We start from the raw sequence: 22551 nt of genomic DNA, 5'->3' as shown, positions 1-22551 counted from the left end.
TATGCCAGCGAGATCCGTTGGGGCGCGGCTCCTGCTGCACCCAAGCTATCGATCAAACCAGCTGGCGACCCTTGGCGTCGATGGCGTTGGCGACGGCCTCGTCGGTCGCCTCATCAGGCAGCAGCATTTCATTATGCGCCTTGCCCGAGGGGATCATCGGGAAGCAGTTGGCGAGATTGGCGACGCGGCAATCGAAGATGACCGGCTTCTTGACGTCGATCATCTCCTGAATGGCGGCATCGAGATCACCCGGCTTTTCGCAACGCAGGCCGACAGCGCCATAGGCTTCCGCAAGCTTGACGAAATCGGGCATCGCTTCCGTGTAGGAATTGGAGAGACGATTGCCGTGCAGCAGCTGCTGCCACTGGCGAACCATGCCCATGTACTGGTTGTTCAGGATGAAGATCTTGATCGGCGCATTGTGCTGGATCGCAGCCGACATTTCCTGAATGCACATCTGGATCGAGGCATCGCCGGCAATATCGATGACCAGGCTCTCGGGATGGGCGATCTGAACGCCGAGCGCTGCCGGCAAACCATAGCCCATGGTGCCGAGGCCGCCCGAAGTCATCCAGCGGTTCGGCTGTTCGAAGCCGTAGAACTGCGCCGCCCACATCTGATGCTGACCGACTTCTGTGGTGATGTAGGTATCGCGATGCTTCGTCAGCTCATAGAGACGCTGGATCGCATATTGCGGCATGATGACATCGTCGCTCGGCTTGTAGGCGAACGAGTTGCGCGCGCGCCAGCGGGCAACATCAGCCCACCAATCGCCCAAACGCTCTGCGGCAGGCTTCTGCGGCAGTGCACGCCACAGGCGAACCATATCTTCCAGAACATTGCCGACATCGCCGAGAATGCCGACATCGACGCGGACATTCTTGTTGATCGAGGACGGATCGATATCGATATGGATCTTCTTCGAATTCGGCGAAAAAGCATTCAGGCGGCCGGTAATGCGGTCGTCGAAGCGTGCACCGATGCAGACCATGACGTCGCAATCATGCATCGCCATGTTGGCCTCGTAGGAACCATGCATGCCGAGCATGCCGAGCCAGTTCTTGCCGGAAGCCGGATAAGCGCCGAGGCCCATCAGCGTCGAAGTGATCGGGAAATCGGTCAGCTCGACCAGCTCGCGCAGCAGTTTGCAGGCTTCCGGACCGGAATTGACGACGCCGCCACCGGAATAGATGACCGGACGACGAGCATTTTTCATCAGCTCGATCGCCTGCGTGATCTTGTTGAGATCGCCCTGCATCTTCGGCTGATAGCTCTTCTGGACGTGATGCGCTTCCGGCGGCGTGTAGGTGCCGGTTGCGAATTGGATGTCCTTCGGAATGTCGACGACGACGGGACCTGGACGACCCGACTGGGCGATGCGGAAGGCTTCATGAATGACCGCTGCCAGCTCATTGACGTCCTTGACCAGCCAGTTGTGCTTGGTGCAGGGCCGCGTGATTCCGACCGTATCGCATTCCTGGAAGGCGTCAGAGCCGATCAGCGTGGTCGGGACCTGACCGCTGAGACAAACGAGCGGTATGGAATCCATCAAGGCATCCTGCAGCGGCGTAACCGCATTGGTAGCACCAGGACCCGAGGTAACCAGCATGACGCCGACCTTACCGGTGGAGCGGGCATAGCCTTCGGCCGCATGACCGGCGCCCTGTTCGTGGCGGACGAGAATGTGCTTGATGTCGTCCTGCTGGAAGATTTCGTCATAGATCGGAAGCACAGCGCCGCCCGGATAACCGAAGATGTGCTCGACGCCGTTGTCCTTGAGCGCCCGCAACACGATCTCCGCGCCTGTCATTCGATTGCCGCTCGCCTGATTATCTGTGCCGGTCATACGTTTGTTCCGCTGTCTGCTGGAGGTTTGGAAAGATGAAATCTCGATTTCGGGCATAAAAAAAGGCCCCTTCGGGAGCCTGTCATCTAGCGCATGGGTGGCTGTCGCCGGATGGTTACACCATCCTGCCCATGCGCCTTCCCACCACGATAAGAACGATCGAGTTTTTCATGGGCCGAAGTGATAGACAGAAAATTTCGAAGCGTCAACGCGTGAAGCAATAAAAAATCGCGACCGCATCATAACCCTATAAAAAGCATGGGTAACAGACAGGGTTTTGTTAAGCCCACGTCTCTATGCTCCGGCATCTATTAGTTGGGGTAACTGTTTGCTGAATAAAGACCTGCAGACATCAGGCAACGCTGGAGATTTTGATCGCCGCGACAAGCTGAAGCCGGGAAATCGCTTCCTTGGCCGCGTTGTCGCGTGCAACGGTTCCAGAGCGACGATCGCCGCCGTGGCCGAGGCCGGCGGCACGGACCTGACCGAACTCTGGTCGGTCGGCCGACTGATTTCCATCAGCGTCGGGAAGAACCGCGTCGCAGCCCTCGTCTATTCCATGAATACGCAAAGCGTCGGCTGGGGCGAAGGGCAGGACAATCTCTTCCGCATCGAGGTGGAACTGCTCGGCGAAGTCCGCGTCGGACCGGATGGCCGCGAGGAGTTTTCCAGCGGCATATCGGCCTATCCCTATCTCGGAGCGATCGCGCACCGCATCCGTGCGGCCGATCTGATGCGCATTTTCGATGCCGGCAAGGGCAGCAGCTGCGTCATCGGCAAACTGACACAGGACGAAAGCATCGATGCTGCCATCCATATTCCCTCAATGCTCTCGAAACACTTCGCTGTCGTCGGCTCCACAGGCGTCGGCAAATCCACTGCGGTCTCGCTGCTGCTGCACAAAGCGATCGCAGCCGATCCAAAATTGCGCGTGCTGATCCTCGATCCGCACAATGAATTCGCCGCCGCCTTCCCGAGGCACGCCGTCGTCATCGACACCGATACCCTAGACCTGCCCTTCTGGCTGATGCGGCTGGAGGAGTTCAGCGAAGTCGTTTTCCGCGGCCGTCCTGCAGTGCCGGAAGAGCTCGATGCGCTGCGTGACCTTATCCCCGAAGCGAGACGCGCCTTCCGCGGCAGCGATTCCGCCCTGATGCGTCGCCAGACGGAAAAGGCTTCGGTGACAGCGGACACGCCGGTTCCCTACCGCATGGCCGATCTGCTAGCATTAATAGACGAGCGCATTGGCCGCCTCGAAGGCCGTCAGGAAAAGCCCCATCTGCGCTCCCTAAAGATGCGCATCATCTCGGCGATCAACGATCCCCGTTATCACTTCATGTTCTCCAACAACACGATCACCGATACGATCATGGAGACCATCGCCAAGATCTTCCGCATTCCCGGTGACGGCAAGCCGATCTGCACCTTCCAGCTCGCCGGCATCCCTTCGGAAGTCATCAATTCTGTCGCTTCAGTGCTTTGCCGCATGGCCTTCGAACTGGCACTCTGGAGCGACGGCGCAATCCACATGCTCGTCGTCTGCGAGGAAGCCCACCGCTATATTCCCGCCGACCCGACGCTCGGCTTCTTCCCCACGCGCCAGGCGATCGCCCGCATCGCCAAGGAAGGACGCAAATACGGCGTATCGCTTGGCATCATCACGCAGCGGCCGGGCGAACTGGATCAGACGATCCTGTCGCAGTGCTCGACGCTCTTTGCCATGCGCCTTGCCAATGATCGCGACCAGGAAATCATCCGTTCGGCCATCCCGAACTCCTCGATCTCGACGACAAGCTTCCTGTCGTCGATTGGCAATGGCGAAGCCATCGCCTTCGGCGAGGCCATCGCAGTACCGATGCGGATGCGCTTTTCCCAGGTCGAACGGCATTTGCTGCCAAAAGCCAGCGGCAGCGTCGCGAAAACCAGTGAGGATTCGCCGGATACGGTCGATTTGCGCACGATCATCGGCCGCATGCGCTCGATTACAGGTCCCGATATCAGTCCTCTGCAGCAGAGCTACAATGCTGTGCCGATGACCGATATCAGAGATGATTTCGACGACGTGCCAGTCCCGCAAACAATTCCTCATCAGGCGGAACCGAACCCACCGCCGATCGAACCTTATCGTCCGGACATGCTGCCGCGCACCGCCGCACCGCAACCTGCGGCCGCCTCGCAAACATCGATCGACAGCAAGCTTGCGGAACTGCGCCGCGAATTCCGGAGCGATGAAGGAGGCACGCGCTCGGTGCCAAGAGAGGCCGCGCCATCTCTGCGGCGAGAATCCGGCTTGTCCTTGCGGGACAGCATTCTGAAAAAGCCACTCAGCAGCCTTTACGACAAGGACTGACTCCCGAACTACGGGCTCAAACGCTCCCAACTCTCGTCCATCTGATTGCGGAACCAGGTCATCTGCCGCTTGGCATATTGCCGCGTCGCCGCAGATCCGGTTTCGATGACCTCGGCACGTGTCATCTCCCCCTTCAGCATCCCGGCAATCTGCGCGACCCCGATCGCCTTCATGACGGGCATTTCCGGTGGAAGATCCAATGCCAACAGAGCCTTCACCTCCTCTTCCGCTCCCATCGCCAGCATTTTCTCGAAACGGCTGTTGATGCGTTCGTGCAGAATAGCGCGCTCAGGCAGAACCACGATCTTTCGTGCACGATCGGGATCAATGACCATTGGCTCGTTCTTCCCCTGAAAAGCGGCGATGGACCGGCCCGTTGCTTCGATCACCTCCAGGGCGCGAACGATACGCTGCCCGTCCTGCGAGTTCAGCGTTTCCGCGACGGCGGCGTCGCGCTCCGCAAGCTCACGATGCAGCGCTTCCGCCCCTTCCGCCACCAGCCGGCTGCGGAGACGATTGCGGATACCAGGCGGAATTTCCGGCATGTCGGACAGTCCGCCCGTCAGCGCCTTGAAATAAAGACCCGTACCGCCGACGAAGACAGGCATTCTGCCCTCGACGCGCAGGCGCTCGACCAAAGCGTCTGCCTCGCGCAGCCAGACGCCAGTCGAATACGCCTGTCCCGCCGGGACGTGGCCGTAAAGATGGTGTGGAATGCCCTCCATATCGGCCTCGGAGGGCCGTGCGGTCAGCACGCGCAGGGTATCATAGACCTGCATGCTGTCGGCATTGATGACGACACCATCATGCGAACGGGCCAATTCTACCGCCAGTGCGGACTTGCCGCTGGCGGTTGGCCCGGTTATCAGGATCGCGTCGATATTGCTTATAGGGTTTCTGCTCATGGCCTTCGTTGCCACGCTTATTGCCAATCCGTCAAACCCCGTTCTCGTTCCGGCTATCGCCGAACAGGCGGCTGATGCTGTCAAAGCGTCCGGGCTCTATTGGCTTGCCGACGGCATTGCCTGCGATATCGCGCTTCGCGACGACACCGATATCGAGGCAGCAGAGGCCAATATACTGGCGGTGATCGGCAGCGAACCTATCGATCTCGTCATCCAGCAAGCCGAGACCCGCCGCAAGAAATTGCTGATCGCCGACATGGATTCCACGATGATCGGCCAGGAATGCATCGACGAACTCGCCGCCGAAGTCGGCCTCAAGGATAAAGTAGCTGATATCACCGCCCGCGCCATGAATGGGGAAATCGCCTTCGAGCCGGCGCTACGCGAGCGCGTCGCTCTCTTGAAGGGACTGCCGCTCTCCGTTGTCGACGATGTCATCGCCAAGCGCATCACTCTGACGCCAGGCGGCCCCGAACTCATCGCCACCATGAAGGCGAAGGGTTATTACGCCGCCCTTGTTTCCGGCGGCTTCACCGTCTTCACCAGCAGGATCGGCGCCACCCTCGGCTTCGACGAGAATCGGGCAAATGTCCTGCTGGAAGAAAAGGGTATCCTGACCGGCCTCGTCGAAGAGCCCATCCTCGGTAAGCAGGCCAAGGTGGACGCGCTGAACGATATCGCCGAAAAGCTCGGTATATCCACCGATGACGCCATGGCCGTCGGCGACGGCGCCAATGACCTCGGTATGCTGCAGCTTGCCGGTTCCGGCGTCGCGCTCCATGCCAAGCCAACTGTTTCGGCGCAGGCCAGGATGCGCATCGACCACGGTGACCTGACTGCCCTGCTCTATATCCAGGGCTACCGCAAGACGGACTTCGTCAAACCATAGAGCAGCGCAAATCGCCGAGCTCGAGGACCGCAGATGATCATTACCGAAACCGAACGCCTCATCATTCGCAATTGGCGCGAAGGGGATCGCGACCTGGCCTTGGAGATCAATTCCGACGAGGCGGTCATGGAATTCTTCCCGTTTCGCCGCAATCGCGCGGAAGCGGACGCCTTCTTCGATCGCGTCCAGTCGATGATCGCGGAAACCGGGCTCGGTCTCTATGTGCTGGAGCTCAAAGCCAGCGGCGAGGCAATCGGTTATTGCGGACTGGTGCGCACCGATCATCTGGAACCGTTCGTCGCGATCGGAACCGTCGAGATCGGCTGGCGGCTGGTGGCGCGGCACTGGGGCAAGGGATTGGTCAGCGAGGCGGCGCGGGCGCTTCTTGCCCACGGCTTCGAAACGCGCGGCCTCGACGAGATCGTTTCCTTCGCCGTGCATAACAATGTCAGGTCGACCGCTGTCATGGAGCGGATCGGCATGCATCGCGTCGAGGGCGGCGATTTCAACCACCCCAATGTGCCCGATACCCATCCACATCTGCAGCGCCACGTCCTCTACCGACTGACGGCAGCTCAGTGGCGCTCCCGGCAATGACCCCGATCGAAACGGCTCGACTGATCCTGCGCCCCTGCGCGGAAGAGGATCGTGGGTTGTTTTATGAACTCAGCTCGGACCCAGCCGTCCTCGAATTCTTCCCCTTTGCCCGCAGCCGCGAAGATGCCGACACCATCTTTTCCATGATCCGGAACGTAACGCCGGAACCCGGCTTCGAGCTTCTCACCACTGTCTTGAAGGGTGATGGCACGGCAGTCGGTTTCTGCAGCCTGTCGAGAGTGCAGCTTGAACCGCATTTACCGAGGGATGCCGTGGAAATCGGCTGGCGGATATCAGCGTGCCATTGGGGAAAGGGCTACGCAACCGAGGCCGGTATAGCTCTTGTGCGTCATGCTTTCACCGTCCTGAATCTCCGCGAGATCCTGTCGGTTGCCGTCCATGACAACAGCCGCGTCCTCGCGGTAATGCGCAAGATCGGCATGCATCCAGATCCGGCCTTCGATTTCGACCATCCGCAAATTCCGGAGACGCATCCGCACCTGAAGCGTCATGCTGTCTACCGCCTGAGCGCCGCAAAGTGGCGGGCGCAGCAGGCGATGCAGACCGGGAGCTGAATTCTACTCCAGCGCGACGGCGATAAAGCGCAAGTCACCGTTCGGAGACGCAATCATCATCTGCGCATTGCGGCGGCCTTCCCGCTTCAGTGAGGCCACTTTCTCCGAGGCGGCACTCGGAGTCTGGACGAATTCCTGCGCGACCTCGACGACGACATCGCCGGGCTTCAGCCCCTTCTCCGCGGCTGCCGAACCTGGCGCCACTTCGGTGATGACGACGCCATCGACACTGTCGGCGATGCCGAAGCTCTTGCGGTTTTCGGCAGTCAGCGTCGAGAGCTTCATTCCGAGAATATTCGAGGTCGCCTGAACCGGCGGCTGAGCCTGCGGCGATTGCTGCGGGTCGCCGCCCTGATCCTGTCCATCCATACCGTCGTCGTCACCATCGTCTCCCTGGTCGGGATTGATGACGCCGTCACTGTTGCCCTTATCGTCAGGCGCAAGCTGCGGCTTCTTGTTCTTGTCGGCGCTTGCCGCTGCCGCTTGATCACTGTCCTCCAGCCGACCGAGCGTCACCTTGATGGTTTGCTGCTTGCCATCGCGATAGACGACGACATCGACTTCCTTACCGACGGGGCTTTCCGCGACAACACGCGGCAAATCGCGCATCTCGTCCACATCCTTGCCGTCGAACTTCAGGATGACATCGCCCGCCTTGATCGAGCCGTTATCGACAGGGCCGCCCTTGATGACACCAGCCACAAGGGCTCCCTTGGCTTCTGAAAGACCGAGACTATTGGCGACATCGTCCGTGACCGGTTGGATGCGCACGCCGAGCCAGCCGCGGCGCGTCTCGCCGAAGTCACGGAGCTGATTGACGACGCCCTCAGCCAGTTCGGACGGGACGGCAAAGCCGATACCGATCGAGCCGCCGCTCGGGGAGATGATAGCGGTGTTGATGCCGATCACCTCGCCCTTCATGTTGAAGAGCGGACCGCCGGAATTGCCTTTGTTGATCGCCGCATCCGTCTGAATGAAATTGTCGTAGGGGCCGGCGTTGATGTTGCGGCCACGCGCCGAGACGATGCCGACGGTCACCGAGCCGCCGAGGCCGAAGGGATTGCCGATTGCCATCACCCAGTCGCCGATCCGCATCTTCGAGGAATCGCCGAACTTGACGGACGTCAGCGGATGCTTGGGTTCTACCTTGAGAACTGAAAGGTCGGTCTTCGTATCCGTTCCGATCAGCTTGGCCTTCAGCTTCGTGCCGTTCGGGAAGATTGCCTCGATATCGTCGGCCCCTTCAATGACGTGATTGTTGGTGACAATATAGCCTGAGGGATCGATGACGAAGCCGGAGCCGAGTGAGCTCACCTTGCGATTGCTGTCGTCGTCTTTCTTGTTATTGAAGAAATCGTTGAACTCATCCTGCCAGGGCGAATTGTCCGGCACCTTCGGCGTCGCCGGCCCATTCCCCTCATCCTTGACCTTCTGCGACGTGGAAATATTGACGACCGCATCGAGCAATCCGGAAGCGAGATCGGCAACCGATGCCGGGCCGGCATTCATGGCCGGGTTCGTCGTGACCGTTGGAGATGCTGCCGGCGGCGTCTGATTGTTGGTCGCGGTCGGCGGCTGGGCACCTGCGGCTGCACCGCTGTTCTGCGTCTGCGCATAAGCCTGTTCGGTGACGCCCGCAACGGGGCCGGCAATCAATGCGATGCTTGCAAGCAAGGCAAACGAACGGCTGAAAGGCAGGCGATTGGTCGAAGCCATCAGGCATCCTCATCACGATAGGGGAAAACTCGTATAAGCATCAACATAAGGCGGAATGATGAAGCGTGAAATCACCTTTTTGAGAAATCCCCGAAGCTCCTCGCTGCCGATGCTTGCAGGCGAAAGGTGATACAATCCGTCATAAAGAAAGGGCCGCCCTGAGGCAGCCCTTTCGTTTCAATGTATGACGCCTCAGTTCGCAGGCGGCGTCGGATTGGCGAGTGCCGGCGCCCCGGAATTGGGTGCGGAACCGGCAGGACTGTCAAAATATTTGAAGAAGTCAGACTGGTTCGGCGGCAGGACAAGCGTCTTGCCACCCGAGGCGAGCGCCTTATTGTAAGCCGCCATCGAGCGATAGAACTCGTAGAAGTTCGGATCGCGCTTCGAGGCATCCGCGAAGATGGCGTTGCGCTCAGCTTCGCCTTCACCACGCAGCACTTCCGAATCCTTCTGCGCATCGGCAACGATCTCGACGACCTGACGGTCAGCAACTGCCCGGCGGCGCTGGCCCTCTTCGTTACCGCGCGCGCGGATCAGCTCGGCTTCCGCCAGACGCTCGGCCTTCATACGGTCGTAAGTGTTCTGCGACACTTCCTGAGACAGGTCCGTGCGGCGTATCCGGACGTCCTCAATGTTAAGGCCGAGTGATTCCGCATCGCGATGCAGATCGTTGCGTACTTCCGTCATCATCGCAGCACGTTCGTTGGAAAGCGCCGCTTCGAAACCACGCAGACCATAGACGCGACGCAGAGCAGCGTCGAGGCGGGTCCTGAGACGCGATTCAGCCGCATCGCGATCACCCGAGACGGTCTCGCGGAACTTGCGCGCATCCATGATCTTGTAGACCACGAAGGCATCGACTTCGTAGAACTTGCCGCCGGAGACCTGGACACGGATGTTGTCCAGATCGAAGCGGAGTTCCTGTAGTTGCACATACTGGACGCGATCGGCATCCATGAAGGCGAAAGGCAGCTTGAAGTAGATGCCGGGCTCCGTCTTCACGTCACGAATCTGGCCGAAGCGCAGGACGATCGCCTGTTCACGCGCGTTGACCACGAACACCGACGAATAAATAAGCAGCAGCACTACCGCGAGCGCGATAAGAATGGCTGGCAAACGGCTGGATGTCATTATTTGGCCTCCGGCTGAGTTGCAGCAGCGGGCTTGCCCGCCGGCATCGTGGACTGTTTGCCGACTTCGTTCAGCGGCAGGTAAGGCACGACGCCCTGCTTGTCGTCGATGATGATGCTGTTGGAATTGCCGATGACGGACTCCATGGTTTCCAGGAACAGACGCTTGCGCGTGACTTCGGGCGCCTTGACGTATTCGTCGTAGATTGAGATGAAGCGCTGCGCCTCGCCCTGCGCTTCCTTCACGATACGGTCCTTGTAGGCAGCCGCTTCTTCGCGGATCTGAGCCGCGCGACCGCGGGCCTGACCGAGCTTCTGGTTGGCGTATTGATTGGCCTCTTCCACCTGCTGGTCTTCGTTCTGCTCCGCACGCTGCACTTCTTCGAATGCATCAGCTACTTCGCGCGGCGGCGAGACATCCTCGATCGGAACAGCGTTGATGGAGATACCGGAGCCGTAGCGATCCATTGTATCCTGGATGATGCTTCTGACCTCGGTCGCGATTTCCTGACGCTTGTCGCGATAGATGTCCTGAGCCGGACGGCGGCCAACGACCTCACGCATAGCGCTCTCCGCAACCTGCTGCAAAGTCTCGTCGGGGGTCTCGAGATTGAACAGGTAGGATTGCGGGTTGGTCACAGTATAGAGGATCGAGAACTGCACGTTGACGATGTTCTGATCGCCCGTCAGCATCAGACCAGCATTCGAACCGGCCGAGGAGCGGCCGCCGATATTGCGCTGCTGTTCGGTGACCTTCACGAATTCGATGCGGTCCATCGGCCAGAAATGGAAATGCAGGCCGGGCATGGAGACTTCCTCGCGCGGCTTGCCGAAGCGCAGCTCAACGCCACGTTCGTCCGGCTGCACGGTATAGATGCACTGGATCAGCCAGAAAACGGCAATCACTGCGATGATGATGAGTACGACGCCCGCATTGAAGCCACCAGGTACGAAACCTTTCAATCGGTCCTGACCGCGGCGAATAATATCCTCAAGGTCGGGTGGCCCGCCGCTGCCTCGCGGCCGGTTCGGTCCCTGCCCCCAGGGTCCCTGATTATTTCCGCCGCCACCGCCGCCCCATGGGCCACCGCCGCCGCCATTCTGATTGCTCCAAGGCATCAAAACCTCTTTGTTTGTTGACTCCCGATATCGCGCCACGCCCACGAAATTCGCGGGTGGCAGCGATTGTTTCCCGTTATAGGTATCGAAGCACCTGCTTTCAACGCGACTTCAGGAAGTTCGTCGGATTCATTGGAAAATATTTGCTTTTTGGGGGCAGCTCTTATGCTTTTCGTCTGAAATAGCGAACGAAACGCGTCGGATAAGTGTCCTTTTCTCCAGCCGGAACGGCAAGCTCGCTGTCCGCCTGCCAGATGCCGGGATCGATCTTTGGAAAGGACGTATCGCCCTCTACGTCCGCCTCGACATGGGTGATCAGCAGCCGGTCTGCCAGACCGATCGCCTGCCGATAGATTTCGCCACCGCCGAGGATACAGATTTCGTCGACATTGCTCTCATTCGCCAGATGCGACGCAACCGAGATCGCTTCATCGAGCGAGTGCGCCACCATTATTCCCTCGGCCACAAAATCGGTATCCCGAGTAATAACGACATTCGGCCGGCCCGGCAGCGGCTTGCCGATCGACTGGAACGTCTTGCGACCCATGATTACGGGTTTGCCGAGCGTCATCGCCTTGAAGCGCTTGAGATCGGATGACAGCCGCCAGGGCATATCGCCTTCGCGCCCGATGATGCCGTTGCGCGATACGGCAACGACGATGGTTTTGATCGGCTGGGTCATGCGTCTCCCTCAGTCTGCCTCACCGACGCCAATGCGAGTCGGTCCGACGACTTTATATCATCATGGCCGCAACGGCAGATGGAACGCACCTGCCACGGCCCGGTATCAGGCGCCACTATTCAATTTATCGAGTTGGTCGGCCAAAACGGCCCCGCCTTCTCGATCATTGGCCATCCTCCGATAGAGCCCGGCCATACCTTTGAATATCAAGGCAGCTGGATCGTCCTCGCCGAGGAATTCGGAAATCTCCTCCATCTCCGCGACCCAGCGATAGGCTTTCGGATACATATCCGGAATTCCCTGGACGAATTTCGCATCGAGATCCGGCAAGCTTTCCTGAAGTTCGCGTTTCAGGGCGGCATCGGCACCCGAACGGATCGCCGCAAGCAGCATGGCCGTGCCAAGGCCCGTCACACCCTTGTTGATGCCGGCGTAGCACATCTTCAATGCCGAGGCCGCGCCGATTGCCCCATCGATGCGGCGGACCTGAAGCCCATGATCCGCAAGCACGCTGCTGTCGTTCGCTGTATCGCCGCTTACATAGAGTTTCGGTCCCTTCTGGCCCGGTTTCGGCGGACCGCCGATGATGGAGCCGTCGAGAACTACGCCACAATCGCCGCCGAAGATCGCCGCAACCTCCGCCATCGTCTTCGGCGAGATCGCGTTGCAATCCATGAATGTGGTCTTGCTTCCGCTCCGCCGAAGCTCGCCGGCAATGTGCCTGGCGACGGCCACTGCTTCAGCAGGCGGAACGATAGAAAGAATGAGACGCGATGCGGCAACATCGGCCAGATCGACCGGTTGCATGCCGGCTGCTTTCGCCCGCTCGACAGTCGAAGCCGAACGTCCTTCGAGATAGGTGAGCACCCTCGCCCCGTTTTCGACCAAACGCCGGCCAATGGCACTTCCCATTGCGCCAGCTCCGATGACTGCGATCTCCACGGCCAACTCCTTCTCCGATCGAGGAAGACGGCAGCATATCGCCTATCGTCCGGCCGGACGAGCATAATGCCTTGTGGTAACGCTAAGTTTAGCGCTGCCCCTCAGGCGTTACGAAGCACGAGGACGGCATAAATACAGGGCTCGCAGCTCTCATTCTTGAAGACGCAATCCGTCGGCGGACCGAGTTCGAGGCAATCGCCCGCCGACATCGAGTGCTTCGTATCTCCCTCGAGAAACGTTAGCCGTCCCGCCAGCACCCAGATAAGCTGCCGCATGAAGGCATAAGCCGACGCGGGCATTGGAACCACCGCGCCCGCAGGCAATTCGATGCGGACGAGATCGAGCGGCAGGTCCGACTTCGGGGAAACGTGCCTGCGCTCATAACCCGTCTGCGGATCAATCCAGACGGGCTGCTCTTCCTTCCGGAGAAACCGGCCCTGCTGCATCTCCGCACGCGCCATCAGGGTCGACATGCTCAGGCTGAAGGCACCGGAAAGCTTGCCGAGCAACGTCGCCGTCGGGCTGCTTTCGCCGCGCTCTATCTTATGGATCATGGCACGGGATACGGTAGAGCGGTCCGCCAGCTCCGTCAGCGACCAGCCGCGGCTTTCCCGTTCGATGCGAATGCGTGCGCCTATGCGCCTGTCGATATCATCAAGGTGAGGCATGCGTTTTAATATAGTGGACTTCCACAGAGCTGACAATTAGCGCCCTGCACATCCGAAACCTGACCTCATACGAGCCTTCATAGCACGGAAGAACAGTCGAACATTCCTCAAAGCCGTGTAACCTTGAGAATTCCGGCATTCATCGCGAGCCGGCCCGGCGCTTTTTATCCGCCTGATATTTGTAATAATATAATAGACAGATATGGAAATCGATGTATGACAGGATAGAGTAACAAAGACATCTATCCGATTTAGTGGATGCCCTATGGAGCTGCCGATGCAAATTCGCGATGCGGGGGACGAAGATCTCGCGGGCATAACCGCGATCTATAACGACGCCGTCGCCAATACCGCCGCAATCTGGAACGAGACGCAGGTCGATATTGCCAACCGCAGACAATGGCTGCAGGACCGGCATAAGCTCGGCTATCCCGTGCTGGTCGCAACCGATGAGCATGGGGAAGTAGTCGGCTATGCCTCCTTCGGCGACTGGCGTGCCTTTGACGGCTATCGGCACACGGTCGAGCATTCAGTCTACGTGCGCAACGATCAATATCGCGGCGGCATCGGCAAGGCGCTGATGATGGAGCTGATCGAGCGTGCCCGGGCGATCGGCAAACATGCGATGGTCGCAGGCATCGAGGCCGGCAACGTCGCCTCCATTCGGCTGCACGAAAAACTCGGCTTCCAGCAGGTCGGCCTCCTCCCGCAGGTCGGCACGAAGTTCGGGCGGTGGTTGGATCTCGCCTTCCTGCAGCTGCTGCTGGACGAACGCGTCGATCCCGATCCCAAACCATAACCTGCAGGCATGGGGATAATGCCGATTACGGTGCCAAAACTCATTCTCGCCGGCGTTGCCGGCCGAAACGCCTAAACCGCAACTTCAGCCGCGATCGCCGCGTGCGGCTCATATCCGAGAACCTCGAAATCCTCGATATGATAATCATCGATGCTGTCCGGATGGCGCAGCAGGCGCAAGGTCGGGAATGGCTTCGGCTCACGGCTGAGCTGCTCGCGAATGGCATCCAGATGATTGAGATAGAGGTGAACATCGCCACCTGACCAGACCAGCTCGCCCATGTCCATATCGACCTGCTGCGCGACCATGGCGAGCAAAACCGCCTGCTGGCAGATGTTGAAGGGATTGCCGAGGAACAAATCGCACGAACGCTGGAAGACCATCAGGCTGAGACGCGGGCGCTTGCCCCCTTCAGCCGAGATGTTTGATACGTGGAACTGATAGACCATGTGGCAAGGATGCAGCGCCATATCGGCAAGCTCGCCGACATTCCAGGCGTGGAAGATCATGCGGCGGCTGCTGGGATTGGTCTTGAGATCCTTGATAACAGCGGCGAGCTGGTCATGCACCCGGCCTTCGGCATCGCGCCATTGCCGCCACTGCTTACCATAGACCGGGCCGAGATCGCCCCATTGCAGAGCAAAGGCCTCGTCCTCAAGGATACGCTTTTCAAAAGCAACCTGATCGATCTCTTCGCCCGTGGCCTTGCGATATTTGGCGAGCGGCCAGTCGGTCCAGATCCGCACATTTTCCTTCAGCAGATTGCGGATATTGGTGTCGCCGGTCAGGAACCAGAGCATCTCCTTGACGGCGAGCTTCCAGTAGACGCGTTTCGTCGTGAAGATCGGGATCTGCCCTTTCGAAAGATCGAATCGCATCATCGCGCCGAGGCCGCTCAAGGTGCCGACGCCGGTGCGATCGATCCGGCGATCGCCGTGCTCGAGCAGGTGCGCCATCAGGTCGAGATATTGATACTCTGGGTGACGAGCCATCTTCTGCTCCGAAATCGCTTGAAATTTCCAGCCGTAAGGCTTGCCCGAACGGCAGCCCGCCGATTCCTTTTTCGCAATTTTAATGACAAGCCGCTGTGAAACCAACCGCAGGGAAACGTAATTCAGGTAAATCTCTGAGCTTCGCGGACAAACCGATGTTTCCGCGACGTAATTATGACAATTGCCCTTCCCTTCGCCGGCGGAAAACACTATATCAGCTTTGCCGGTCTTCGGGCCGGCTATGGCGATAAATGAGCGGTGTAATAAACCTATTGGACCCGGGGGCGGTACCCGGCGCCTCCACCAAAAACCGGCCGGCAAGACTGGCGTCAGACCGGCTTTTGATGGGGGCGAAACAGGATCGACAAGGGTGTAAAGATCGACTTTTCGCTCGGCATTGTACCGCCGTTATCGGGCTAAAATTGTAGTTGCAAACGACAACTATGCGGAAGCTCGTCTCGCTGCTTAATCGCGGTGTGACACTTCAAATAAAGTCCTAAGGGGTCGCACTCTTAGGCGGGGTTCGAAGGCACCTGGCAACAGAAGCCTTCACCTTCTTCTCCAGTGCTATATTATAGATCGACAGGCGGTGACTCGCGCATAGGGCTTTTCCGGCGGCGTTCAGCGTGGCATAAGCCTATAAAAAACATGGCCAACGAAAGACAGGAAAGCATGGGGCAGGATCATATCCGCTACGACATTTTGGCACAGGACGCCCTGCGTGGAGTGATCCGCAAGGTGCTGACCGAGGTCGCCGCTACAGGCCGCCTGCCCGGTGATCACCACTTCTTCATCACTTTTCTGACCGGCGCTCCGGGTGTGCGCATTTCGCAGCACCTGAAGGCGAAGTATCCCGAGCAGATGACCATCGTCATCCAGCACCAGTTCTGGGACCTGAAGATCAGCGAAAGCCAATTCGAGATCGGCCTTTCCTTCTCCGACGTTCCGGAAAAACTGGTCGTCCCCTTCAACGCAATCCGCGGCTTCTATGACCCATCGGTGAATTTCGAGCTGGAGTTCGACGTGCCGCTGGCTGACGAGGAAGAGGAAACCTCCTCCAGCGAGATTACGGCCTATCCGGTACCGGCCGAAGGCGAGGAAGCGCCGGCGGCGGCAGCCAAGGAAGGCGAAGAAAAAAAGCCGGGATCGGTCGTCTCCCTCGACGCATTCCGCAAGAAGCAGTAGGCATTGGAGGGGAAGCATTCGCTTCCTTTTTTCGTATCGGTAACGGAAGAGATCGATGAGCGCCGAAATCGTCAATCTGCGCCAGTTTCGCAAAAAGCAGGCCCGCTCGGACAAGGAAAAGCAAGCGGAGCAGAACCGCATCGCCTTCGGGCGAACCAAGGCAGAGAAGAAGCTGACGTCGGCGCTTAACGAAAAGGCCGAGAAGACGCACGAGGCCGGGCGAATCGAAACCAAGAAGACCGAAGACTAGTTTAGACCCCGAGATAAAAAACTTCAGAAATCAGTTGCTTACTTCCGCATTTTGAATCACTTTCAGAAATATCCCGCCATTTCCGATTTTTGATCGATCCGCCGATGATCCGCAAACATTCCGCGACGCTGCATGGCCATCGCACAAGCTTTTCCCTTGAAGATGCCTTCTGGACAGAACTGAAGGCTATCGCCAGCGCGCGCGGCATGTCGCTCGCAGCACTGATTTCCGAGATCGACGACGGGCGCGAAGCCGGCAGCAATCTCTCCTCGGCACTTCGCCTCTATGTCCTCAGATGGCTGAAGGATCGCAACTGAATGGCTGCAGAGGAGTTCACGACGATATCGTGAGCGCTGCGCCTCACCTACCAGATGTGGATCGATCCACAACCGCCCTGTTTACTGGGCAACTCCCGGCAGTTCATTGAAATTCAGAGGTCCCGCCGGCGGATGCTGCGCTTCGGCCTTGGCTCGAGCTTCGGCCGCCGCCTTGGCCTTGGCCGCTTCCTCCGCCGCCTGCTTGGCGCGCGCCTCTTCCTCCGCCTGCTTCTGGGTGGCCGCTTGCTGGGCTAAATTGCGTAACCGTTCTTCTTCTGCACGACGCTGCTGCTCGATAGCGGCATCGCGCTGGCGCTGAGCCTCGCGCATGCCTGCAACATACTTGTACAGCGCCACTTCACGCCGCAGCCTCTGCTTTTCAAGCACATTGGCCTGCAGGCGCTCGACACGCCGGCGTTCACGCTCGAATGCCCGAACCGACAGGAAGCTGGTCACATCCGTCACGTCCATTGTCCGGCCCGGGGAGGCTAGCGGGCCGGCGAAATCGAGGCGCAAGGCCGGTTCCGCCCCGCTCTGGGCTTCTGAGCCGGCGTTGAAATCGATGCCAAGAGAGCCGCGCATACGCTCATCCGGCAGACTGATTTCGGCATTGCCCGAAAGCTTTGCCAGATCGTTGCCGGCGGCAATATTGGTCGCCCGCATCACACCGGCGGAAATGTTGAAAGGAATGCTCGTCGCCGGAAGGACCGCTTCGCCATTGTTGAGCAGCGTCTGCACGATCGGCAGCACCTTGGCGGCAGTGATATCACCCTGAATCTGATCCGTCGCCGAGAGGAGCGGCGGCATGACGGAGAGATTGAGGCCACGCACATGCGTCTCGCCGAGCTTCATTTCACCCGAACCGCTGGCATTGGCCGCAAGGTCGGCAATGCTCTTGCCGCTCGCTTCGGCATTCATCGCAAGGCCGAAGCGACCGGTGGCAAGCGGCGCACCGTCACGTTGCCAGGCGACAGCGGCGAGATCGCCGTTGGCCAGGCTAAGCTTCGTCTGCAGCAGGCCGGTACCGTCGGAATTGGCGAACATTGCGCTGCCGGTCAGCGTGCCGCCGTTCCAGCCACCCGTCAGATCGTTAAGCCGCAATTCTTCGCCCTTGTAGGTCGCATTGGCGGCGAAATTCGAAATGGGACCGAATATGCCGGGCCATACCTGCTTTGCGGAAAGCTTGACGCCGATATCCATTCCGGTGAAGGCAGGCAGCCCAAGTTTATCCTGGTTCAGAGTGCCTGTTTTCGGATCGCTTATCGGCCCGTAGATGGCTTCCGCCAGCCAGTCGAGATCCGCCTTGTCGAGCGACAATTCGCCCGACGCCTTGAGATTCGGCGCCTTCCGATCAACGGTCAGCGTGCCGGACATGTTGTTGTCGGCGAACAACCCTTTCATGTCCGAAAACACGATCTTGTCCGGGTTCAGTGCGGCATTGGCCTGGAACTTCACCGGCAAGCCGGCACCCATCTGTGGAACGCCGATGCCGTTCATCACGAAATAAGGATCGATATCAGCACTTTCGAGCGACAGCGTTATGTTGCCATTGAGGAAGGTGGCGGGACGGACATCCACCTTGCCGTTTGCGGTAAACGATGTCTTGTCGGTCGCAAAGGTGAGTGCGGCATCCGCCGGATCGGTGCCGCTTGCGGACACTTTCAGCGTCAGACGACCGTTGGCATCGGCTTCGACAGGCAACGGATCGAGACCCGCCTGGCCGAACAGGATCGACGTCACCGAATTTTCCAGCGTTCCCTCGAGCGTCGTGGTGCCCTTGCCCGTGAACGCCGAAAGATCGGACATGCGATAATCGAAATTGACGCGGCTACCGTTGGAAACGCCGGCAAGCGTCACCGTCAGCGCATTGTCCTGATCCCCGCCGAGCGTCACCGCCCCGCGAAGAGCAGTGTTTCCATACCATGCGGCATTGCGCACCAACCGGTCCATGACGGGATGATGCGGCAAATGCTGGCGCAGCATTTCGAAGAACGGCCCGGGATCGGCAGCCTTGAAGGTGATCTCGCCCGATCCCTTGTAGTCGGAAGGCGAGCCGTCGGCGCGGCCGGTTGCGGTAATTTCGGCGCCGGCGACATTGTGCACCGAGAGCTTATCGATCGTCAGAGCGCCGTTGGCAACGGAGAAGGACGTATCAACATTCTCCGCCGGCACGCCGAATGCCATGAATTTTCCGGCCTGGAGATGCGCCGTGATCCGATGATCAAAGAGGGATTCCCCCGTATCCTGACCTGTGAAGAGCCCCGTGAGCGCCCTCAGTGCGTCTAGGTCGAGGGCATCGCCGATCAGGTCGACCGCAAGCTTTGGCGGGGCCTTGTCTGTCCCGCTCTGACGATCGATCCGGCCTTTCAGCGTGGCCGAACCGATTGCAATCTCAAGATTTTCGAAGCGCTGTTCATCATGCTTCAGGCTGACATCGGCAGAGAAGCCGGCCTGACGCAGCTGGCGTATCGCCGGGTCGACGGACCCTACAAGCCACGAGGCCAATCCCGACGGCTGGTTGGATGCGACAACCAGATTGCCGATGAAATTCGGCTCGCCCATCAGCATCAGATTGCCGCGCGCTTCGACCTGCGTGCGACCGGGCATCGTGCCGATCGCATGATCGATCTTCCATCCCGTTCCCGCCGGTTCGAGATCGAGCTGCACGTCGCGTATGGTCGTGTCGCCCGCGACGATCGCCGGCAGGCGGAAGGTCGCCTTGCCGGGAACCTGTGGCACCGGGATTTCAGCCGCGATCGCAATCAGAGTGTTGAGGCGCTGACGCGCCGAGATTGCAGGGTTGCGATTGGTCTTGCCATTGGTGCCCTTATTGTTGCCGAGACGATTGACGTCGATCTGCTGGCCGTCGGCCGTCAGCAGGAATTCCGGCTTGGACCCCGTATCCAGCGTCGCCTCGCCAGTGACGACATAGGGATCGTCATCGGCGCCGACTTCGAGACGGTATTCGGGAACGCGAATGCGGTCATTCGTCAGCTCGAAACGGCCCTTGATGCGGGGCTGCGCCTTCTGGTCGGCGGAATCGCGCGTCTGCTTATCGTTGATCCCGGCTGTGAAGGAGCCCATGTAATCGGGCTTGCTGTTGACGAGTTTCAATTCGCCGTCGAGATCGACATTCAGCGGATGGCGATCCGGCATCAGCCGGGTGCGGACACGCAGGACGCCGTTGTCGTCAGGCTGGCTGCTGGAAACAGTGAAATTGCCATGCTCGTTGTCGAGTGCCGCATCGCCCTCGATACGCCAGGGGCCGGCAAGCGATCTGGCCGACATCTGGGCATTCAGGCCCGTGACATGCCGGGCCCTGCCCGTCTGCTCGTCAATGAAGAGAATGTCGCCGTCTTCGACATGAACGTTTTCGAGCACGACGGACTTTGCGGGAATTTCCGGCTGACTGCCGCGCATCCAGTCAAGCGTGCCATCCTTCAGCAGCCGCAGCCGTACCTTGGGCTTGGACACCCGCATATCAAAGATCAACGCTTCCCCGGAAAGGAAAGGCGCAAGTTCCGCATCCATTGAGAATTCAGCCACCTGCACCAGCGGTGTGCCATCAGCCTCCTGGCCGACACGGACATCGTGCAGCGTTACCGACGGAAACGGCAGAAGGCGGGCATCGACCGTGCCGTGAACGGTCACCTTCTTGCCGATGATGCGGCTCGCCTGATCCTCGAAGTTCTTGCGAAAATCGGTCCAGTCTATGAAGAGCGGAGCGAGCAGCGCCACGAACAGCACCACCACGAGCAATCCACCCAGAAAAACCAGGACCCTACCTAACAACGCGTATCGTCTCCAATCTTCATTCCCAACACATGCAGGCGTCGCTTGTCAGAGCGCATATGCATGGTTCTACCCGATCTCCGCCTGTTACAGCAGCTCTTTTCGGGAGATATGCCCCATCTAGCGCATATCGGTGGCTTTTCATGGCAAAAACCGGAAAAGTGCGGATGCAGCCTAGCGCCATTCGCGGCCGTAGCAAGCCAACATCATGAAAATATTCCATCTTTCAGTGCCTGCGGAATATCTTCCCTGGATTGAAAATGGCATCCGGATCGAGCGACTCCTTGATCTGACGCATCAGATCGACCGCATCGCCGAGTTCCTGCTCCAGAAACGCCATCTTCCCCTGCCCTATGCCGTGCTCGCCCGTGCAGGTGCCATCCATGGCGAGCGCACGCGCGTTGAGGCGCGCGACGAATTCCTCGACAACGGCGATACCTGCCGGCGTCTTGTCGTCGAACAAGACGAGCACATGGAAATTGCCGTCGCCGGCATGGCCGACGATGGGTGCCAGCAGGCCGTGCGCCTCGATATCGGCCTGGGTTTCTGCGACGCATTCGGCAAGCCGCGAGATGGGCACGCAGACATCGGTCGATAGCGCAGCCAACTCCGGCGCCAGCGCCCGGCAGGCCCAATAGGCGTCATGTCGAGCTTTCCAGAGCTTGTTGCGCTCTTCCGCATTGCTTGTCCAAAGGAATTCGCCGCCGCCGCATTCGGCTGCGATCTCGGCAAATTGCGCCGACTGCAGCGCAACAGTTTCGTCGGTGCCATGAAATTCGAGGAAGAGCGTCGGCTTCTCGTCATAGGTCAGACCAGAATAGCGATTGCAGGCCCGCATCTGCATGGCATCGAGCAGTTCGATGCGCGCGACCGGAACACCCATCTGGATGGTCATGATGACCGCATCGCACGCAGCCTTGATATCCGGAAAAGCGCAGGCGCCGCCGGCGATCTTCTGCGGAATGCCCTGGAGGCGCAACGTGATCGAGGTCAGCACGCCGAGCGTGCCTTCGGCGCCGACGAAAAGCCGCGTCAGATCGTAACCGGCGGATGATTTCTTGGCGCGTCGGGCGGTGCGGATTTCCTCGCCATTGGCGGTCACTACGGTCACGGACAGAACATTGTCCTTCATCGTACCATAGCGCACGGCATTGGTGCCCGACGCGCGCGTCGATGCCATGCCGCCGATCGAGGCATTGGCGCCGGGATCGATCGGAAAGAATAAGCCGGTGTCGCGCAAGTAGGTATTAAGCTGCTCGCGGGTGACGCCGGGCTCGACCGTGCAATCCAGATCCTCGGCATTGACTTCGAGAATGCGGTTCATGCGGCTGAAATCGATGGAAATGCCGCCCTGCGGCGCATTCACCTGTCCCTCCAGCGAAGATCCAGTGCCAAAAGGAATGACCGGAACCTTATGTTCGGCACATGCCTTGACAACAGTCCGCACATCCTCGCTCGTTTCGGCAAAGACCACGCCGTCCGGCAGCTGCGATGGGATATAAGTGGTCGTGTGGGCGTGCTGGGCGCGAAAACTTTCGCCGGTCTGGAACCGCTCGCCGAAGGCCTGCTTCAGAATACCGAGAACGGCGGATATGCCGGCCTCGTTGCGTGTTCCCGCCTTTGCATCAGCCAAAACCATAGTCCGAATCTCCCATCGCGGTCGTCCAGGGCGTTAACCCCTCCCGGTTCTATGGGGCATTTGGGGCGGCGCTGTCCAGTGATGAAAGTGAACCGCTATCGCGCATAAGTTCAAGTTTTGTGCGATTGATCAAAGGTACGACAATCGGTTGGTAGGAA

General features: G+C 59.3%; 19 protein-coding genes and 1 other RNA gene. 9 read left to right on the top strand and 11 right to left on the bottom strand.

Annotation, left to right across the window (positions count from 1 at the left end):
• Positions 1-52 precede the first annotated feature (52 nt).
• Complete coding sequence (locus tag FBZ99_RS09490) at positions 53-1846, bottom strand: acetolactate synthase 3 large subunit (protein ID WP_113352010.1); 1794 nt, start codon at positions 1844-1846, stop codon at positions 53-55.
• Positions 1847-2174: 328 nt separating this feature from the next.
• Between FBZ99_RS09490 and FBZ99_RS09485 the strand changes: the two genes are divergently transcribed.
• The gene (locus FBZ99_RS09485) at positions 2175-4196 is read left to right on the top strand and encodes an ATP-binding protein (RefSeq protein ID WP_113352009.1); all 2022 of its coding nucleotides are present in this window, start codon (positions 2175-2177) and stop codon (positions 4194-4196) included.
• 8 nt (positions 4197-4204) lie between these two features.
• Here the strand turns inward: FBZ99_RS09485 and miaA are convergent, their stop codons facing one another.
• The gene (gene miaA / locus FBZ99_RS09480; RefSeq protein WP_145632651.1) at positions 4205-5101 is read right to left on the bottom strand and encodes a tRNA (adenosine(37)-N6)-dimethylallyltransferase MiaA; all 897 of its coding nucleotides are present in this window, start codon (positions 5099-5101) and stop codon (positions 4205-4207) included.
• Here miaA and serB point away from each other — a divergent pair.
• The 3 genes from serB to FBZ99_RS09465 are packed head-to-tail and all read left to right on the top strand — an operon-like array spanning position 5100 to position 7162.
• Positions 5100-5990, top strand: coding sequence for a phosphoserine phosphatase SerB (gene serB, locus FBZ99_RS09475; RefSeq protein ID WP_113352007.1), 891 nt, complete (start codon positions 5100-5102; stop codon positions 5988-5990). The two genes, miaA and serB, sit on opposite strands and share 2 nt — an antisense overlap.
• 33 nt (positions 5991-6023) lie before the next feature.
• Positions 6024-6587 (top strand): GNAT family N-acetyltransferase, encoded by a 564-nt coding sequence (locus tag FBZ99_RS09470; RefSeq protein ID WP_113352006.1) that lies wholly within the window; start codon positions 6024-6026, stop codon positions 6585-6587.
• Positions 6584-7162, top strand: a complete 579-nt coding sequence (locus tag FBZ99_RS09465) for a GNAT family N-acetyltransferase (protein ID WP_113352005.1) — start codon at positions 6584-6586, stop codon at positions 7160-7162. Before FBZ99_RS09470 ends, FBZ99_RS09465 begins: the two co-directional genes overlap by 4 nt.
• A 3-nt stretch (positions 7163-7165) precedes the next feature.
• Here the strand turns inward: FBZ99_RS09465 and FBZ99_RS09460 are convergent, their stop codons facing one another.
• The 6 genes from FBZ99_RS09460 to FBZ99_RS09435 form a co-directional block, all read right to left on the bottom strand.
• The gene (locus FBZ99_RS09460; protein ID WP_113352004.1) at positions 7166-8878 is read right to left on the bottom strand and encodes a DegQ family serine endoprotease; all 1713 of its coding nucleotides are present in this window, start codon (positions 8876-8878) and stop codon (positions 7166-7168) included.
• A 192-nt stretch (positions 8879-9070) separates the two neighbouring features.
• Entirely contained in the window at positions 9071-10009 is a 939-nt protein-coding gene (gene hflC, locus FBZ99_RS09455) for a protease modulator HflC (RefSeq protein WP_069612488.1), read from the bottom strand.
• Positions 10009-11127 (bottom strand): FtsH protease activity modulator HflK, encoded by a 1119-nt coding sequence (hflK, locus tag FBZ99_RS09450; RefSeq protein ID WP_113352003.1) that lies wholly within the window; start codon positions 11125-11127, stop codon positions 10009-10011. Before hflK ends, hflC begins: the two co-directional genes overlap by 1 nt.
• Before the next feature lie 163 nt (positions 11128-11290).
• On the bottom strand, positions 11291-11809 hold the full coding sequence (locus tag FBZ99_RS09445; protein WP_113352002.1) for a dihydrofolate reductase: 519 nt from the start codon (positions 11807-11809) through the stop codon (positions 11291-11293).
• A gap of 105 nt (positions 11810-11914) precedes the next feature.
• Complete coding sequence (locus tag FBZ99_RS09440; RefSeq protein ID WP_113352059.1) at positions 11915-12751, bottom strand: NAD(P)-dependent oxidoreductase; 837 nt, start codon at positions 12749-12751, stop codon at positions 11915-11917.
• Positions 12752-12852: 101 nt separating this feature from the next.
• Complete coding sequence (locus FBZ99_RS09435; protein WP_113352001.1) at positions 12853-13419, bottom strand: helix-turn-helix domain-containing protein; 567 nt, start codon at positions 13417-13419, stop codon at positions 12853-12855.
• 277 nt (positions 13420-13696) lie between these two features.
• Here FBZ99_RS09435 and FBZ99_RS09430 point away from each other — a divergent pair, with 277 nt between their 5' ends.
• On the top strand, positions 13697-14218 hold the full coding sequence (locus FBZ99_RS09430) for a GNAT family N-acetyltransferase (protein ID WP_113352058.1): 522 nt from the start codon (positions 13697-13699) through the stop codon (positions 14216-14218).
• 71 nt (positions 14219-14289) lie between these two features.
• On the opposite strand, the gene FBZ99_RS09425 is transcribed toward FBZ99_RS09430, so the two are convergent.
• Positions 14290-15210, bottom strand: coding sequence for a thymidylate synthase (locus FBZ99_RS09425; protein ID WP_145632648.1), 921 nt, complete (start codon positions 15208-15210; stop codon positions 14290-14292).
• Between the two features lie 183 nt (positions 15211-15393).
• Here FBZ99_RS09425 and ssrA point away from each other — a divergent pair.
• From ssrA to FBZ99_RS09405, 4 genes are all read left to right on the top strand, one after another.
• Positions 15394-15764, top strand: a transfer-messenger RNA (tmRNA) gene (gene ssrA, locus FBZ99_RS09420).
• 118 nt (positions 15765-15882) lie between these two features.
• Entirely contained in the window at positions 15883-16395 is a 513-nt protein-coding gene (locus tag FBZ99_RS09415; protein WP_113333137.1) for an SspB family protein, read from the top strand.
• Between the two features lie 55 nt (positions 16396-16450).
• Positions 16451-16645, top strand: a complete 195-nt coding sequence (locus FBZ99_RS09410; RefSeq protein WP_113332950.1) for a DUF4169 family protein — start codon at positions 16451-16453, stop codon at positions 16643-16645.
• 104 nt (positions 16646-16749) lie between these two features.
• Positions 16750-16962, top strand: coding sequence for a ribbon-helix-helix domain-containing protein (locus FBZ99_RS09405; RefSeq protein WP_069612828.1), 213 nt, complete (start codon positions 16750-16752; stop codon positions 16960-16962).
• 81 nt (positions 16963-17043) lie between these two features.
• Here the strand turns inward: FBZ99_RS09405 and FBZ99_RS09400 are convergent, their stop codons facing one another.
• Entirely contained in the window at positions 17044-20754 is a 3711-nt protein-coding gene (locus tag FBZ99_RS09400; protein ID WP_145632645.1) for an AsmA family protein, read from the bottom strand.
• A gap of 226 nt (positions 20755-20980) precedes the next feature.
• Complete coding sequence (locus FBZ99_RS09395; RefSeq protein ID WP_145632642.1) at positions 20981-22393, bottom strand: FAD-binding oxidoreductase; 1413 nt, start codon at positions 22391-22393, stop codon at positions 20981-20983.
• Between the last annotated feature and the right edge of the window lie 158 nt (positions 22394-22551).

Source organism: Rhizobium sp. ERR 1071 (assembly GCF_007828675.1).
Lineage (GTDB): Bacteria > Pseudomonadota > Alphaproteobacteria > Rhizobiales > Rhizobiaceae > Rhizobium > Rhizobium dioscoreae.
Note: the sequence above shows the minus strand (reverse complement) of the source record. Positions and strands in the feature narration are given on the sequence as shown.

Coding starts and splice junctions, on each gene's coding strand:
- FBZ99_RS09490 (WP_113352010.1), bottom strand. CDS start 1,846: ATGACCGGCACAGATAATCAGGCGAGCGGCAATCGAATGACAGGCGCG.
- serB (WP_113352007.1), top strand. CDS start 5,100: ATGGCCTTCGTTGCCACGCTTATTGCCAATCCGTCAAACCCCGTTCTC.
- miaA (WP_145632651.1), bottom strand. CDS start 5,101: ATGAGCAGAAACCCTATAAGCAATATCGACGCGATCCTGATAACCGGG.
- FBZ99_RS09470 (WP_113352006.1), top strand. CDS start 6,024: ATGATCATTACCGAAACCGAACGCCTCATCATTCGCAATTGGCGCGAA.
- FBZ99_RS09465 (WP_113352005.1), top strand. CDS start 6,584: ATGACCCCGATCGAAACGGCTCGACTGATCCTGCGCCCCTGCGCGGAA.
- FBZ99_RS09460 (WP_113352004.1), bottom strand. CDS start 8,878: ATGGCTTCGACCAATCGCCTGCCTTTCAGCCGTTCGTTTGCCTTGCTT.
- hflC (WP_069612488.1), bottom strand. CDS start 10,009: ATGACATCCAGCCGTTTGCCAGCCATTCTTATCGCGCTCGCGGTAGTG.
- hflK (WP_113352003.1), bottom strand. CDS start 11,127: ATGCCTTGGAGCAATCAGAATGGCGGCGGCGGTGGCCCATGGGGCGGC.
- FBZ99_RS09445 (WP_113352002.1), bottom strand. CDS start 11,809: ATGACCCAGCCGATCAAAACCATCGTCGTTGCCGTATCGCGCAACGGC.
- FBZ99_RS09435 (WP_113352001.1), bottom strand. CDS start 13,419: ATGCCTCACCTTGATGATATCGACAGGCGCATAGGCGCACGCATTCGC.
- FBZ99_RS09430 (WP_113352058.1), top strand. CDS start 13,697: ATGCAAATTCGCGATGCGGGGGACGAAGATCTCGCGGGCATAACCGCG.
- FBZ99_RS09425 (WP_145632648.1), bottom strand. CDS start 15,210: ATGGCTCGTCACCCAGAGTATCAATATCTCGACCTGATGGCGCACCTG.
- FBZ99_RS09415 (WP_113333137.1), top strand. CDS start 15,883: ATGGGGCAGGATCATATCCGCTACGACATTTTGGCACAGGACGCCCTG.
- FBZ99_RS09410 (WP_113332950.1), top strand. CDS start 16,451: ATGAGCGCCGAAATCGTCAATCTGCGCCAGTTTCGCAAAAAGCAGGCC.
- FBZ99_RS09405 (WP_069612828.1), top strand. CDS start 16,750: ATGATCCGCAAACATTCCGCGACGCTGCATGGCCATCGCACAAGCTTT.
- FBZ99_RS09395 (WP_145632642.1), bottom strand. CDS start 22,393: ATGGTTTTGGCTGATGCAAAGGCGGGAACACGCAACGAGGCCGGCATA.